The 14809-nt window shown below is 64.6% G+C and carries 15 protein-coding genes; 6 read left to right on the top strand and 9 right to left on the bottom strand.

All coding sequences use genetic code 11. The features are described 5' to 3' along the window. Positions 1 to 3: 3 nt before the first annotated feature. From AC1DIO_RS27115 to AC1DIO_RS27090, 6 genes are all read right to left on the bottom strand, one after another. On the bottom strand, positions 4 to 1503 hold the full coding sequence (locus AC1DIO_RS27115) for a DUF4331 family protein (protein ID WP_476776630.1): 1500 nt from the start codon (positions 1501 to 1503) through the stop codon (positions 4 to 6). A gap of 79 nt (positions 1504 to 1582) precedes the next feature. Continuing rightward, entirely contained in the window at positions 1583 to 3343 is a 1761-nt protein-coding gene (locus AC1DIO_RS27110; protein ID WP_476854360.1) for a di-heme-cytochrome C peroxidase, read from the bottom strand. Between the two features lie 62 nt (positions 3344 to 3405). Next, on the bottom strand, positions 3406 to 3957 hold the full coding sequence (locus AC1DIO_RS27105; RefSeq protein WP_441508436.1) for a HupE/UreJ family protein: 552 nt from the start codon (positions 3955 to 3957) through the stop codon (positions 3406 to 3408). A gap of 225 nt (positions 3958 to 4182) precedes the next feature. Then, entirely contained in the window at positions 4183 to 5247 is a 1065-nt protein-coding gene (locus AC1DIO_RS27100; RefSeq protein WP_441508426.1) for an extracellular catalytic domain type 1 short-chain-length polyhydroxyalkanoate depolymerase, read from the bottom strand. A 50-nt stretch (positions 5248 to 5297) separates the two neighbouring features. Then, positions 5298 to 5690, bottom strand: a complete 393-nt coding sequence (locus AC1DIO_RS27095; RefSeq protein WP_476768654.1) for a CopG family transcriptional regulator — start codon at positions 5688 to 5690, stop codon at positions 5298 to 5300. A gap of 143 nt (positions 5691 to 5833) precedes the next feature. Then, positions 5834 to 6337 carry a YciE/YciF ferroxidase family protein gene (locus AC1DIO_RS27090; RefSeq protein WP_441493127.1) on the bottom strand — a complete coding sequence of 168 codons (504 nt, stop codon included), beginning with the start codon at positions 6335 to 6337 and terminating at the stop codon, positions 5834 to 5836. A 156-nt stretch (positions 6338 to 6493) separates the two neighbouring features. Between AC1DIO_RS27090 and AC1DIO_RS27085 the strand changes: the two genes are divergently transcribed. The 3 genes from AC1DIO_RS27085 (at position 6494) to AC1DIO_RS27075 (ending at position 8028) form a co-directional block, all read left to right on the top strand. Then, positions 6494 to 6793: a PepSY domain-containing protein gene (locus AC1DIO_RS27085; protein ID WP_441493128.1), complete on the top strand. Its 300-nt coding sequence runs from the start codon at positions 6494 to 6496 to the stop codon at positions 6791 to 6793. Between the two features lie 89 nt (positions 6794 to 6882). Then, entirely contained in the window at positions 6883 to 7419 is a 537-nt protein-coding gene (locus AC1DIO_RS27080) for a hypothetical protein (RefSeq protein ID WP_441493129.1), read from the top strand. 123 nt (positions 7420 to 7542) lie between these two features. Continuing rightward, positions 7543 to 8028, top strand: a complete 486-nt coding sequence (locus AC1DIO_RS27075) for a pyridoxamine 5'-phosphate oxidase family protein (protein WP_441508424.1) — start codon at positions 7543 to 7545, stop codon at positions 8026 to 8028. A 120-nt stretch (positions 8029 to 8148) separates the two neighbouring features. Here the strand turns inward: AC1DIO_RS27075 and AC1DIO_RS27070 are convergent, their stop codons facing one another. The 3 genes from AC1DIO_RS27070 to AC1DIO_RS27060 form a co-directional block, all read right to left on the bottom strand. Beyond that, positions 8149 to 9585, bottom strand: coding sequence for an NAD(P)/FAD-dependent oxidoreductase (locus AC1DIO_RS27070; RefSeq protein WP_441508423.1), 1437 nt, complete (start codon positions 9583 to 9585; stop codon positions 8149 to 8151). 85 nt (positions 9586 to 9670) lie between these two features. Continuing rightward, complete coding sequence (locus AC1DIO_RS27065) at positions 9671 to 10015, bottom strand: RidA family protein (RefSeq protein ID WP_069881941.1); 345 nt, start codon at positions 10013 to 10015, stop codon at positions 9671 to 9673. A gap of 67 nt (positions 10016 to 10082) precedes the next feature. Beyond that, entirely contained in the window at positions 10083 to 10703 is a 621-nt protein-coding gene (locus AC1DIO_RS27060) for a helix-turn-helix domain-containing protein (RefSeq protein ID WP_441508422.1), read from the bottom strand. Between the two features lie 303 nt (positions 10704 to 11006). On the opposite strand from AC1DIO_RS27060, the gene AC1DIO_RS27055 reads away from it, so the two are divergent. The 3 genes from AC1DIO_RS27055 (at position 11007) to AC1DIO_RS27045 (ending at position 14647) form a co-directional block, all read left to right on the top strand. Beyond that, positions 11007 to 12692: a peptide ABC transporter substrate-binding protein gene (locus AC1DIO_RS27055; RefSeq protein WP_441508421.1), complete on the top strand. Its 1686-nt coding sequence runs from the start codon at positions 11007 to 11009 to the stop codon at positions 12690 to 12692. Between the two features lie 88 nt (positions 12693 to 12780). Further along, the gene (locus AC1DIO_RS27050; protein ID WP_441493134.1) at positions 12781 to 13734 is read left to right on the top strand and encodes an ABC transporter permease; all 954 of its coding nucleotides are present in this window, start codon (positions 12781 to 12783) and stop codon (positions 13732 to 13734) included. A gap of 37 nt (positions 13735 to 13771) precedes the next feature. After that, positions 13772 to 14647 carry an ABC transporter permease gene (locus tag AC1DIO_RS27045; RefSeq protein ID WP_476854359.1) on the top strand — a complete coding sequence of 292 codons (876 nt, stop codon included), beginning with the start codon at positions 13772 to 13774 and terminating at the stop codon, positions 14645 to 14647. Positions 14648 to 14809: the final 162 nt, after the last annotated feature.

The raw sequence follows: 14809 nt of genomic DNA, 5'->3' as shown, positions 1-14809 counted from the left end.
TCCTCAAAAGCGCGACTTGAGGCTATCGAGCCCGGTCTTGAACAGCGTCGACACGATCGTCTTGACGATAATCGTGCCTTGGCCGTTCGGAACGAATTGTGCGCGCCACTCGACGGTGCTGCCTGAGCCACTCGGCTTGACCGAGAGCATTCCCGTGTAATTCGCCACCGGCAGCCCTGCGATATTTGTATAGCGGTAGAATCTGGCCGTGCTGTCGCTTGCGTCGAGACGTTCGATGATCTGCTTGCCTTCCGTCGTCTGGATCGTGCGCAATTGGCCAACACCCGTGCCCGTCAGCACGATCTGGGCGACCAGCGGGTGCCAGGTGCCGCCGAATGGTCCGATCAAGTCCCAGATCCGGTCGGGTGGAGCACTGAGCTCGACGGTTTCCATGATGGTCTGCAAGTCGGTGTTGGGTGTGGCGAAGTAGGGGAAATTCCTGGTGCCGGGCTTCGTTGCCTTGGTCGTACCGCCCTGGAGGTGGGTGCGGTCGCGATTCACCAGCCAGGTCAGAAGCACATCGATGACATCGGCATCGACGGTGCGTCCGCCGCCGGTCTGATAGGGTTTTCCGTTCAGCGTGCTTCTTTCGATTTCGAAATGGCTCGTATCGGTGATCGGCTTCGCCACGTCGAACAGCATGAAGTCGTCGAGAAACATGCTGGCGTTGGATGCCAGCGCGGCCGGGGTCCAATCCTGCCTGCCGTCGCGCATATCCCAGTTGGCCAGGCTGTCCTTCAGGCGCTGAAGGAACAGGGGCTTGAGCGTTTCGTCGATCGCAAACGGTGTCTGCTGGTTCCAGAGATCGCGCAGATCGTCCACGCCGGCCAGCCCACCATTGTTGAGCCGGACATTGGTCTGTTCGGGACGGCCGACCCAATCGAGGCGTGGCGGTTCGTGCCCAACAAGAGCGCCGGCATGCGGCAACGGCACCGTCTCGGCGATCACTCCAAAAAGAGACCCCCTGTCGGGATCGAGCACACGTTGCGTATCAAATTCGATAGCGATGCAGAGCACGTTGTCGTTGTACAGGAGGTTCTCGAACTTCCTCATGCCATCGCCCCCGAGCAGCCACGCGAGGATGAATGGATCAGACCGCACCCCCGCATAGACCCTGAAGACGCCATCGGGCGTGGACGCACCGCGCTCGTCGTTGACGACGAAACGAAGCGTCTGACCATCAGGCAGGGTGCAGGTGCCACGCTGGATCGGAGGCTGTCCGGCCGCGCCATGTTCCAGCGCGTCGAACCGACAGGAGAACCGGATTTCCGGGTCGCTCGTCTCGAATTTCGTTGCCTCGCCAACCCCGGCTACCTTCGCGCGACGAACCACGATTGCGAAGCCGACAGCATTGGAGAAGATCGCGTCCGCACCACAGGTCGGAAAGGCATTGGCGGCCAGCACCGTACGAGCCGGGTTTTCGGGGCTCGTGAACGCGAACAGGTCAGTGAGATCGGCCGAGGGGTCGCCGATCTGCCTCGGCCCATCGATATGATCGGACATCGCCCGGCTCCCGTTTACGCTGTCAAAACCTCGCGACCGCCCGGCCTGATGCCGGACGATTCCCCACGCGCCCCGAAGGTCACGGCCTCGGGGGAAGGCTGGCTTGCGCTGGGCCTCCGAACGGCGTCACGCGGCCGGGCTCCTCCGGAATGGATTTCAGGTACTCGACAAGCGCCCAGCGCTCCTGTTCCGCCAGCAAGGGGCCGATGATGCCGTTTCCGCGCGGCCCGTTCTGGAACGAGTGACCAGCGTTCGAATTCCCCAACAGTGACGTATCCACGAGGAAGGTCCCGGACGTCGCGGTGGTATCGAGGCCCACCTTGACGGGATCGAAGTCGCCGCCGAGGTAGAATTTCTTGGTGCGTTCTGCCGCCGGTATCAGCATCTCGTAGAGGTTGGGCACCGACCCGTTGTGCAGGAATGGCGGTGTAGCCCAGACCCCGTCCCGCGGAGCAGCCTTGTAGACATGTTCCGCCGGGCGTGGCGTAGGAAGCTCGCGATAACCGCGCAGGTCCAATAGCTGGGCTTCGGTGAGCTTGAGCTTTGCAATCGCCAGGCCGCGCACCTCGTCACCAATCAGTGCGTTCAACAGCATCGGCGGCAAGAACGGTTGGCCGCGGAATTCGGGGGGCAGGAATTTGCTCAATTCGCCGGTAAACGCCAGTGGCTTCGGCGCCTCGATCTGGGCCCTGTCGGTGCCTACATATGTCTGTGGAGTCAGTCCAACGAGGACGAATTGCTTCCCGTGTTTGTTCGGTTCGGTCCAGCGATAAGGCCAGGCATTATGGCAGCTCGCGCAAAGCTCCACGAAMAAGCCCTTGCCCACCTTCGCTTTGTCACGGTCGATCCTGCCGAACACCTCTTCCGGCCAACTTGGCGGCGCCAGTCGTTCCAGTTGCTTCTCGACCCGCCCAAGATCGAGGATGGCTGCGTTGGACTGAAACAGTCCTTCGGCGGGAGATTTGGAGCTCAGGTCAACCGGCAGGTAGACGCCCAGCGTTTCTCCAAAATTGCGACCGATCGGATTCTGGGCGAACGCGCCCCACTGTGTCCATAATCCCTGCGGAGCGTTCCATAGGAACGGCGGTTTGACCGGTGCAATTGCCATCGCCCAGTTCTCGGGGATTCCCGGTAGTGTCGCGGTCGTGCGATTGATGATCAGCGAGAGCGCGTCCATGCGGCCGGGACCCCATGGGTGCGAAGTGCGGGACGTTCGGGTGGCATACTGATTCACCCGCTCCGCTTCGCTMTCAACCCGTTTGCGCAGCTTGTCCTTCCCGTCAGGGGCAGTGGCTCCGAGCCGCCCCGCCAAACGGTCGAATTTCGCCGCATCGGTCAAAGTCGCCTGCACCGCATCGTTCAGGCTCTGAATCATCCTCTGTATATCGAACGCGGTCGCGATGCCGCCATCAATGCGAATGGCCTTGTCCTTGTAGTTCAGCTGCCCCTGATGGCAGGCGGCGCAGGTCAGACCAGCATAATCACCAGCCGGCCAACCCTTTACGGTTTCAGAAACAGCGGTCTTGGTGACGCCGATCGGCAAGCCATCCCTGTTATTGGCGCTCGCGGATTGGGGGGTAAGTCCGTGGGCCTTGTTGTTCGCGTCGGATCGAAACAAATCCTGGCTGTTGGCGACTTCCAGGTTCAGATAAAGATCGTACGTAATAATCGCGGAACCCTGCGAGAAATTATAATACCACTCGCGATCTTCCTGCGACCAAGCTTGGTTGAGATAAACGACGGACGGGCTCGTCGCAGGCGGAGCAGCCTGCTGTGCGCTTGCCGATACTGCCAGACATGATCCAACGGCGAGCAGCGACGCGTAGTTTGCCTTTTTCATGCGAGCGCTCCTGAGGACTGGCTTGAGTGATCCGGCTGGGTGCCACCGCGCCTCGATGAGCGTCACACCGTGCCGGTCAGAAAGGCGATCCCGGTGCACGCGATGGCGGCGCCTGCGGCGCAGACGGGGACCGAGCCCCAGTTCCAGCGCGTCAGCAGGCCCATCCCGATGCCAGCGAGATGAAGCAGGCCTGTCGCGACAACGAAGCCGACGAAGAACGTTACCGCCTCCGCGGCGTCCGGCACCTCACGACCATGCGCATAGCCATGGAAGACGGCGAACGCCCCGACGAGACCGGCGGCGATCCAGAGCGGCGCGCGCACGGCGAAGGCGACCATCAGGCCAAGCACAAGCGCAGATGCTGCTATTCCGCTTTCGAAACCAGGCAGAGGAAGGCCAAGGACAGCGATCACCCCCCCCAGAACCATGACGAGGGGAAAGACGATCGGCAGGACCCAGATGGCCCGACCACTGAGGTAAGCGCCCCAAAGACCAACCGCGAGCATCGTTGCGACGTGGTCGAGTCCGGTCAGGGGGTGATGAAAGCCCTCGGCAAATCCAGCGAAGGCGCTCGCCTCCGTGTGCGCCAAGGCTGGCACGGCCAAGCCGATCACAAAAATGAGCGAAGACAAAACAAGACGGCGCAAAGCACATGCTCCTCAACCGGACGGAAGGGTAGGCTTGGACTTGCCTTGGCTAAGCCCGGCCAAACTAAGGGGGCGTCCCGAGGATTGTCGACCTGTCCCTTGGGCCAGTAGCAAGCACGATCGTTACCCCAGCGACTTTGACATCAGGCTCCTTTTCCCGCCCCCCCCAGCATGCGAGGAGAGACGATCCCGTCAGGTCTCCAGGAAGAACCGGATCATCTCGCGCGAGGCATCGGGGCCCGACACATCGGTGAAGCTTCCCGCCCCATCCCCGCCCGACCACGCATGACCGGCTCCCTGGACCAGCCAGTATTCCGTGGTGGCCGGACCATGGGTGGGTCCGACCAGCGTGCGGGTGACATGCCGGCCGTTGACGACGGCATCGGTCGTCAACTCCCCCAGCGCGCCATTGCGGGCGCTAGCCCGAGCAAACAGCGTCTCGCCATTCGAGGGGTGAACGGTGGCATCGGCCGTACCGTGGAAGATGATCTGCCGGGCGCCGCTTCCCGTCCCCCGGGATATCGGCTTCGCATTGCCCTTCATCGCCGCAAAGGCCGACATGACGTCGCTTGCGGCGCCATGGGGAAGGCCGGAATGGATGCCGGCGGCGGCAAAGATATCGGGATAGGTCGAGGACAGCACATCGGCCATCGCGCCGCCCGCAGACAGGCCGGCGACAAAGACGCGCGCGCGATCGATGCCAAACTCGGCAGCGAGTTCCTGGGCCAGGCCCGCGAGAGCCGCGGGCTCTCCCGCCCCCCGCCGCTGATGACGCGGATCGAACCAGTTCCAGCAGCCCTGGGCATTGGCCGAACGCGGTTGGTGGGGATAGGCGACGATGATGCCGAATTCGTCGGCGAGCCGGTTCATCCGGGTTCCCCGCGCAAAATCATCGGGATCCTGCGTGCAGCCATGCAGCATCACGACGAGCGCGAGTTCGCGCCCGGCATGATCCGCCGGCACGTAGAGCTTGTAGGCCAGAGCTCCGGCGGCGCTGCGAAAGCTGCAGGAACGAAAGCGCCCGTCCTCCTCTGCCGGGCCAGGCTGGCGACGCGCCGTGCCGGGCTGATCGGCGACGCGCGCCTGTACAGTCCGAAGCGATTGCAAGACGTCACCGAGGCGGCGCGGGACGATCGACCCGGCCGTCCCCGTCTCGTCGCCGCCGGGTTCTTGCGGGGGCTGAACAGGCCGCCCGGCGAGCGCCTGCTGAATGGCCGCAGTCGCGCCTGCAACATCGGCGCCTCTCAGACGTGTCATGGCTTCGCCCACAGCGGAGCGGATGCGGATGTTCATGTCGCTGTGCCTTTTCATGCCAGTCGGTCGGCCAGGGCGGCCTTGATTTCGGGGGCGGCATGGAGCGCGCCGAGCACGGTCAGTGAGGCAATCGTCTCCCGCGCGAGGTCCGGCGAGACATCCGCTTCGATGACGGCGAGGCCGAGGACGCGGATCTCGAGGCGTTCGCCGGCGGCCTTGGCCGCTTCGAGATCGCGCCTCGTGAAGACGCGCAGGCCCAGCTCGAGAGAGAGCCGCGTCGTCGCCTGCGCGGMGACATCGGCATGGGTCGCGAGTTGGTTTCGCACCGCAGTGCGAATGAAGTCCGAGCGGTTCGAATAGAACCCGTCCCGGACGAGCAGGTCGATGCGCCCGAGATCGACGAAGCCGAGATTGAGCGTGAGCTTTTCGCTATCGGGCATTTTCATCTGGTCATCCATATACCATCCATAGGGATGGTATATGGATGGAATTGGCCGAAGCACAAGGGCATCGGGCGCCCCCTGTGCGAGATCGAGCCAAAGAAACGGCCCCGGCAGCCTTGGCCGCCGGGGCCGGATCGGCCGTTCGCTCAGGCCGCCTTGGCAACCGCTGCGGAATTGGCGGGCCCGCCAAGCTGCGTCAGGGCCTTGTCGGTCCTGGTCTCCTCGGCAAGGGTCGCGTCGAGCAGCTTGACGGCATCCTTGTGGCCGAGCTGCTGCGCCCATGCCTTCAGAGTGCCGTAGCGCGCCATCTCGTAATGCTCGACTGCCTGCGCGGAGGCGACGAGACCCGCATCCAGAGCCGGGCTGTCAGCATAGTCCTCCATCACGGCTTTGCCCTCCTCGAGAATGCCGAGGATGGCATCGCAGGTCTTGGCGCGCGGCGCCTTGCCGATCAGATCGAAGACCTCGCTCAGGCGTTCAACCTGGCCTTCCGTCTCGGCCCTGTGCGTCTCGAACGCCTTCTTGAGCTCGGGCGAAGTGGCGACCTTGGCCATCTTCGGCAACGCCTTCAGGATCTGCTTTTCCGCGTAATAGACGTCCTTGAGCATGTCGTGAAACAGCTCATCGAGTGGCTTCGGTGTTGTGGCCATCGGGTGTCCTCCAGCGATTTCAGGATAGCGCTGGCGAAACCGACGACGCAGCCATGTGTTCCACCCATCAGAAGTATTTATTTGCGGAACTCTCTGCCGGGGGTGCCGGTTGATACGACATCAGGACGTACAATCGCGAACCTGCGGAGAATTACCATGAAAAAGCTTCTCATCGCCTCTTTGATCGCCTCGACGACTGCTTTCGGAGCGCTTGCGCAGACCTCGACGACGTCGCCAATGCCGGCACCAAAGGCAGAGGCGGACAAGAACGCCCCGTTGCCGGGCGCAAACAGCTTCACCGAAGGCCAGGCCAAGAGCCGCCTTGAAGCCAATGGCTATTCGAACGTGACAGGCCTGAAGAAGGACGCAAACGGCGTCTGGAAGGGCACGGCCATGAATGCCGGCGCCAAGGTCGACGTCTCCGTCGACTATCGCGGCAACATCGTCCGCCACTGAGCGCCAGATCACTGAGCGCAGATCACTCGCCGCCGGCTCGCCCGGCGCCAGATCGCGCCTCCCGCTTTCTCAAAGCAAGAGAGTTGAACATGACCCGCACCATCACCCGTTCCTATGACAGCTATGAAACCGCTCTCTCGGTCGTCGAGCAACTCGAGGCCGCAGGCGTTCCCAGTCGCGATGTCAGCCTCGTCGGCCGACACAGCAAACCCGAGGAGAGCAATGCAGCCGAGGGCGCCGGGATCGGCGCCGGCGTCGGCGGCGCGGCCGGTCTGCTCGCCGGCCTCGGCATGCTCGCCATCCCGGGCATTGGCCCGGTGGTGGCAGCCGGCTGGCTCGCCTCAACCGCGGCCGGGGCGGTCGCCGGCGCGGCGGCCGGCGGGATCGTCGGGTCCTTTACCAGCGCCGGCGTCGACAAGGACGAGGCCGAATACCATGCCGAGACGGTGCGCCGCGGCGGCACGGTGATTGCGGTCAGGGCCGAGCCCGAGCACGAAGCCACCGTCGTCGCGATCATGGACGGAGCGACGCCGATCGATCGCTCCACCCGCGAGGCCGAATACCGCGCCGCCGGCTGGAGTCGCTTCGACGAGAACGGCACCGCCTATCGTCCGCCGGTCGTCTGAGGGCGGAACCGGAAACCCCGCGGCCTCGCCGCGGGGTTTTTCCGCGCATCCGCCGCCAGCGGGGACCACCCCGAACATGGCCATCACGCGGCCGTTCAACGCAAGGGAAGCAGGAGGAATGCCATGCCGACGCCAAGCGAACTGGAAGCAAAATTCTGGAAGGCCCTGAAGTCCGACATGACCGTCATGCTCGGCCTGGCCGGTTCCGAGCAGGGCCATACCCGCCCGATGACTGCGCAGCTCGAGGCCGATCATGGGCCCATCTGGTTCTTCGCCTCCCGCGACACCGAGCTGGTCAAGGCGCTGTCGGGCAGCAAGCCCGCGGCCTTCAGCCTGGTCTCGAAGGGCCATGACCTGTTCGTCTCGGTCGAGGGCGATCTCATGATCGACATGGACCGCCAGGTCATCGACCGGCTCTGGAACAGCTTCATCGCGGCCTGGTTCGAAGGCGGCAAGGATGACCCCAATCTCGCCCTGCTGCGCTTCGACCCGAGCAGCGCCGAGATCTGGGAGAACGCCAACAACCTGGTTGCCGGCATCAAGATGCTGCTCGGCGTCGACCCCAAGGACGACTACCGGGACAAGGTCGCCAAGGTCCGGCTGGGCTAAAGCATCGGCCCCAAAAGCCGATGCGGACACAAAAACCTAAAGCATCGGCCCGAAGGGTGGATTGCGGTTTTCGGGAAAGCCGATGCAAACACAAAGGGTTAGATCATCGGAGCGCGGCTCTCAGCGCGTTCCGATGCGCAGGCCGAAGAGTTTTGGGATCGCCGCTGCGGCGCTCATCGCGGAGCCAGCACGCTCGCCCCTTTCCTCGGCCTCCTCGCATCCAATGATGCCCCATCGCACCAGCCGGCCGCCGACGGCGCGGAACGGCTCGGGCGGAAGCGAGGGAAGGCTGCGGGTGCACAGCGGCAGGCTCGCCCAGTCGTCCCTGGCATTGAGGACCAGCGAGGCCAGGCATTGCCCGCCGATATAGGTCGGGTTCACGCCATGGCCGGAATAGCCGCAGCCATAATGGACGCGCGTGCCCGGCACGGTGCGGAAGAAGGGCAGCCGATCGGACGAGACGTCGATGCCGCCGCCCCAGATCTTGGCGATGCCGACATCGGCGAAGCCCGGCAGCAGCCTGCGCAGCCCCTTCTCGGCCCGAGCGGCCGAGGCGAGGTCGGTGGTCAGGCGCGGATCGCGGGCATTGCCGCCGAAGCTGATCGGGCCGGAGCCCGAGCCCATCAGGATGCGCCCGTCGACCGTCTTGCGGAAATAGTGGACGAACATCCTGAGATCCGCGAGCCCTTCATCGCGGGTCCAGCCCATTGCGGCGAGCTTCTCGGGCGCCGGATCGGTCATCAGCGCAAAGGAGGAGAACACGCTGACATGCGGCTTCACCTCCGGGCGCTTCGCCAGCTCGGTATTGGTGGCGAGCACGACCTCCCGGGCGATGATCTCGCCATCCGGGGTTCGCACGCGGCTCGGCGTGCCGGCATCGAGCGCGACCATCGGGGTGTTCTCGAAGACGGAAACGCCGGCATCGATCACGGCCCGCCGCAGTTCGCGCGCCAATCTGGCAGGCTGAACGGTTGCGCCCTCGGCCAGGTAGACGCCGCCGCGGAACACCGGCGAGCGGCAATAGGCTGCCACCTCGTCGGGCGAGAGCTCATGGGCCATATCCGGCACGCCAAGACGCCGCGCGGTCTCGACATACCCCTTGATCTTGGCATCCTGCGCCGGCGAGGCCGAGACGCGGATGCTGGCGCCGTCGCGCCACCAGACATCGCGACCGGGCGCCGTCGCGAAGGCGCGGATCGCGTCCTGGGCGCGGGCTCCGGAACGGGCGACCGCCAGCGCGCCGTCTGAGCCGATATTTACTTCCATCCCGGCAAGCGAGCCCCAATAGCCCGAAACCTTGCCGCCGTTCTTGCCGCTTGCCCCCGAGCCGCAGCGCGAGGCCTCGATCAGCGCGACCGAGAGCTGTGGCGCCCGCTCCTTCAAGGCCARCGCCGTCCACAGCCCGGTGAAGCCCCCACCGACGATCGCCACATCGACCGTGATGCTGCCCGACAGCGGCGCTGAATCCGGCCGGCCTGCTTCAGCGCTCATGGCCTCGATGAACCACCAGGACGGGTCGCCGGGGACGACGCTCGGAAGGGCAGATGACTGAGGCATGGCGGACCGCTTGCGCTGGAGGACGCGAGGATTTGGGGACACGCGAAAAAAGTCCGCCGCGATCACGCGCGGCGGACGTTGAGGCTCAGACGAGGGCCTGGACCTGGATCTCGACGAGAATGTCGTCCGCAGCCAGGCGCGACTCGACGGTCGCCCGTGCCGGCGGCTGCTTCGGGTCGACCCAGGCTTCCCAGGCCGCGTTCATCTCGCTGAAGGTGCTGATGTCCTTCAGCCAGATGTTGCCGACGACGATGCGGGTCTTGTCCGTGCCGGCCATCGCCAGATAGGCGTCGATCTGGGCGAGGATATCGGCGGTCTGCTCCTTGACGCCGCCGCTGCGGTCCTTGGCGGTGAGGCCCGACAGGAAGGCAAATCCATTGGCGACCAGCACCTTGCTGAGACGGCCGGTGACTTCGTGACGCGTGATCATGTTTCCTCTGGGTCTGCTGGAATGGCAGGCGAAGGCGGCCTTGCCGGCCCCGCCTGATACGATCGCCCTACAGGTGCGATTCCCGGATATTGATGATCCAGATCAGCTTCGCCTCGCTCGCGGAGCGGTTGACGACCTGATGCGGAATGGTGCTGGGGAACTGGAAGCTGTCCCCCTCCCCGATTTCGAAGACCTCGTCGCCGATGCTGAGCTCGACCCGACCGGAGAGGACATAGCCGCCCTTGTCGCCGGGCCCGCTCAGGAAGCTGCCGCTCTCGGCGCCCGGCGGTACGGTGAGGATCATGAAGCGCAGCTCGTTGTTGTCGCGCGGCGACAACAACTCCTTGGTCAGTTGATTGGTGCCGACGACGATGCGCGGGCGATTGGCCTGGCGCCGGACATATTGCGACTCGCGGGCCGGTTCGGCCGCGTCGCTTTCCAGGAACGACCAGAGCGTGACGCCAAGCGCGGCGCGCAGCTTCTGCAGCGTACTGACCGACGGGTTGGAGGCGCCGCGTTCGATCTGGCTGATGCTGCCGGAGGAAACGCCCGCCTTCGCCGCCAACTCCAGGATCGTCAGCCCACGCTCGGCCCGCAGGGCTCGCAGCCGCTGCCCGATCCTCATGGCCTCGAGCTGCTCGTCGCTGTCGATGTCGGCGTTCTCGGCGGGCAGCACTGTATCCGGCATGGGGTCCCAGGGAAGCGATTGAAGGCCCGCAAACGATATGATGATGAAAATGCCCGCGCAACTATTTTGATGAAATTCCGATGATTTATAAAATTACCCTTTAAATACAACGCATTGCTTGTAATACCGGCCAAATTCCACAGACCGGAGCGCCCTCAGACCTTGACGCACGATATCATATGATGAAGATTTTTAGCCGAATGACGCCCATTATGAAAATGGGTTGCCGCTTGTGTTCATTATTATGATGATGCCTTTCAGCGCATTCGCTGAAAGCGGTTGCCTTGGGAGAGGGGAAGCACGATGCGAGACAGTCACGATCCACGGCGGTTTTCGAACTGGAACCTGAACCGGCGCGATCTCTTCGGCCTCGGCGCCGGCGCGCTTGCCGCGAGTTTCGGCTTTGCCGCACGAGCTCAGACGGCGACTAAGCCCACCGCCCCGCCGCCGGCCAAGCCGACCGGCGTCGTCGTGGTCGGGCTCTCGCAGGAACCGGTTTCCTTCAACCCGCTGATGCCGGGCGTCGAGGTCGACGAAGTCGTCTGGACCAGCGTTTTCAACTCGCTMTGGGTCGCCGAGCCCGATGGCACGCTGCGCCCGGATCTCGCTCTCGCGGTGCCGAGCGAGGCGAATGGCGGCATCTCGGAAGGCGGCCTCGCCTGGACCGTGAAGCTCCGCGACAACGTGAAATGGCATGACGGCACGGCCTTCACCGCCGAGGACGTCAAATACTCGCTGGAACTGATCAACACCGCCGGCTTCAAGGCGCGCACGCGCGTCGGCCATGCCTTCGTCAGGGATATCGTGGTCAAGGGCCCGCACGAGATCTCGTGGCGGATGGAGAAGGCCTACGCCCCCTATCTCGCGATGCTGGCGAACACGCATATCGTTCCCAAGCACATCCTGGGCAAGGCGGCGGACCCGAATACGGCGCCGTTCAACAATGCTCCCGTCGGCACCGGCCCGTTCCGCTGGGGCACGCGACAGCCCGGCGACAACATCACGCTCGTCGCCAATGAGAGCTATCACGGCGACGGCCCTTATCTCGAGAAGGCGGTTCTCAAATACATCCCGGACCTGACGGCGCTCTATGCCCAGTTCCGCACCGGCCAGGTCGACCTGGTMATCATCTCGGGCATTCCCGCGAATTTCTACCAGGAGGCGATCAAGCTTCCCGGCCGCAAGGTCGCGGTCGCGCCGAGCGGCAATCTCGAGATCATCATGCCGAATCTCGGCAACAAGGTCTTTGCCGAGAAGGCCGTGCGGCACGCGCTCTATGCGGCGATGGACAAGCAGGCGATCATCGACGCGATCTATTATGGCGTGCCGAAGCCGACGGAATCCTTCGCGCCGCGCGAATCCTGGGCGTTCAACCCCGCCCTCCCCGTCCAGCAGCGCGATCTTGCCCGGGCCAACAAGCTGCTCGACGATGCCGGCTGGAAACGTTCCGGCTCGGGCACGCGAATGAAGAACGGCGTGCCGCTCGAGTTTGCGGTCTCGACGACGACCGGCAACCAGCTGCGCGAGCAATGCCAGCAGCTGATCCAGCAGGATTGGCAGCAGGTCGGCGCCAAGATGACGATCAACAACATGCCGGCAGCGGTGATCTGGGGCGAGTTCTACGTGCGCTCCAAATTCGAGTCGCTGCTGGTCGGTACGACCTTCCGCACCGGCGTCGACCCCGACCCGGCCTCGCGCTTCGCCTCCGATGCGATTCCGGTGAAGGGTGGCAGCGGCGGCAACTACATGCAGTGGGAAAATGCCGAGGCCGATGCGCTGATGAAGGAAGGCCAGGAAACCTTCGATCAGGAGAAGCGCAAGGCGATCTATTTCAGGCTGCAGGAGATCGTCCGCGAGGAGCTGCCGATCCTGCCGATCTTCCAATACGCGCCGATCGAGGGCGTGAAGGAAGGCCTGATCGGCTATCGCCCCAATATCAACCAGCGCCAGAACGCCTGGAACATGGGCAGCTGGTACTGGGCCAAGTGATTGGCACCGAGCGAAGTGATTGGCACCGGGTGAAGTGATTGAACGGGCGAAGTGACATGAAGCGCGGAGCGGCCGGGAGAACGGCGCCATGATCGGATTCCTCCTGCGCCGCCTCGGCCAGTCGCTGCTGTTGCTGCTMATCGTCTCGGTGATCGGCTTCGCCATCCTGCACCTGGCGCCAGGCGGGCCGCTCTCGCAATTCGCCGCCGGTGGCGACATGACCCAGGCCGATCTCGACCGCATCGCGGAACAGCTCGGCCTGAACCGACCCCTCCCCGTGCAATATGCGGAATGGCTCTGGCGCATGCTGAGCGGCGACTGGGGCCGCTCCTATCGCGACCAGCAGCCGGTGCTGCACGTCATCGCCTCCCATATCGGGGCGACGCTGGAGCTGATGCTGACCTCGACGCTGCTCGCCATGCTGCTCGGCGCCTGGGTCGGCATCCTCGGCGCGATCAAGCGCTATTCGATCTTCGACTCGCTGGCGACGATCGGCGCGATGATCGCGCTCTCGATCCCGACCTTCTGGTTCGGGCTCGTCATCATCTATGTCTTCTCGGTCGGCCTCGGCTGGCTGCCCGCCGGCAACCGCTACACGGTGGGCGACGGCTCCTTCCTGAACCAGCTGCATCACCTGATCGGCCCCTGCATCGTGCTGGCGCTGGTCTCGACGGCAGTCTGGAGCCGCTACATGCGCTCCTCGATGCTCGACGTGATCAACCAGGATTACGTGCGCACCGCCCGCGCCAAGGGCGTGCCGGAGCGGACCATCCTGCTGCGGCATGTGCTGCGCAACGCGCTGCTGCCGATGATCACCATCACCGGACTGCATGTGCCGACGCTGCTGTCGGGCGCGCTCGTCACTGAGACCGTCTTCACCTGGCCGGGCATGGGCCGGCTCTTCCTCGATTCGATCAGCTACCGCGACTATCCCGTGGTGATGGGCATCCTGATGTTCTCCGCCATGCTGGTGCTGCTCGGCAGCCTGATCGCCGACCTGCTCTACGGCGTCGCCGATCCGCGCATCGCCGGAAGCCACTGATGAGCCGGATGTCACCGATGAGCGAGAGGCGCCCTTCATGAGCATGGCCGAACCGATGCTTGCGCCCGCCCCGGGCTTCTGGAACAGCCCGGGCATGCGGCGCTTCCGGCGCCACAGGCTTGCGGTCTTCGGGGCTKCGACCATCACCCTGCTGACGCTCGCCTGCATCGTCGGGCCGTGGCTGCTGCCCTATACCGACACCTTCATCGACATCCGCTCCCGCTTCGCGGCGCCCTTCTCGGGCCCGCATGTGCTCGGCACCGACCCGCTCGGGCGCGACATCCTCGCGCGGCTCCTGATGGCGGGCCGCATCTCCCTCGCCGTCGGCTTTTCCGCCATGGCGATCGCGATGGCGATCGGCGTCGTGGTCGGGCTGGTCGCGGGCTTCTACGAGGGGGCCCTGGGCGCCGCGCTGATGCGCTTTGTCGACGCGATGCTGTGCTTCCCCTCGATCTTCCTGCTGCTGGCGGTCTCGGCGCTGATCCAGCCCTCCGTGCCCTCGATCGTGCTGCTGATCGCGATGACCTCCTGGATGGAGGTCGCCCGCGTCGTCGAGGCGCAGATCCGCTCGCTCAAGACGAGGGAATTCGTACAGGCCTCGGTCTCCTTCGGGGCCAGCAGCAAGCGCACCATGTTCCGCGTCCTGCTGCCCAATGCGGTCGCGCCGATCGTGGTTGCGGCCACGCTCAATGTTGCGCACGCGATCCTGGCCGAAAGCTACATCTCGTTCCTCGGCTTCGGCATCCAGCCGCCGACGCCGAGCTGGGGCAACATGCTCGAAAGCGCGCAGAGCTACCTGACCAGCGCACCCTGGCTGGCAATCATCCCCGGCGCCGCGATCACGCTCGCCGTGACCTCCTTCAACTTCATCGGAGATGGACTACGCGACGCACTCGATGCGCGGCAGGCTTGAGACGCCCATCAGACGGCCGCTCGAAAGCGCGGAGCGCGAGCCAGGGCTGCGCCGGCTTAACGCCGCGCCCGACATCGCCGGTCTCGCCGCCCATGTCCGCCGCCGCCTGCCGAAGCTGGCGCCCGCTTKAAGCCGGCCGCGGCCTGTTCCGAGCCTGCCCTC

The sequence above is a fragment of the Allobosea sp. 05T439 genome (genome assembly GCF_056396005.1).
This window is presented reverse-complemented; position numbering and strand designations above follow the sequence as displayed.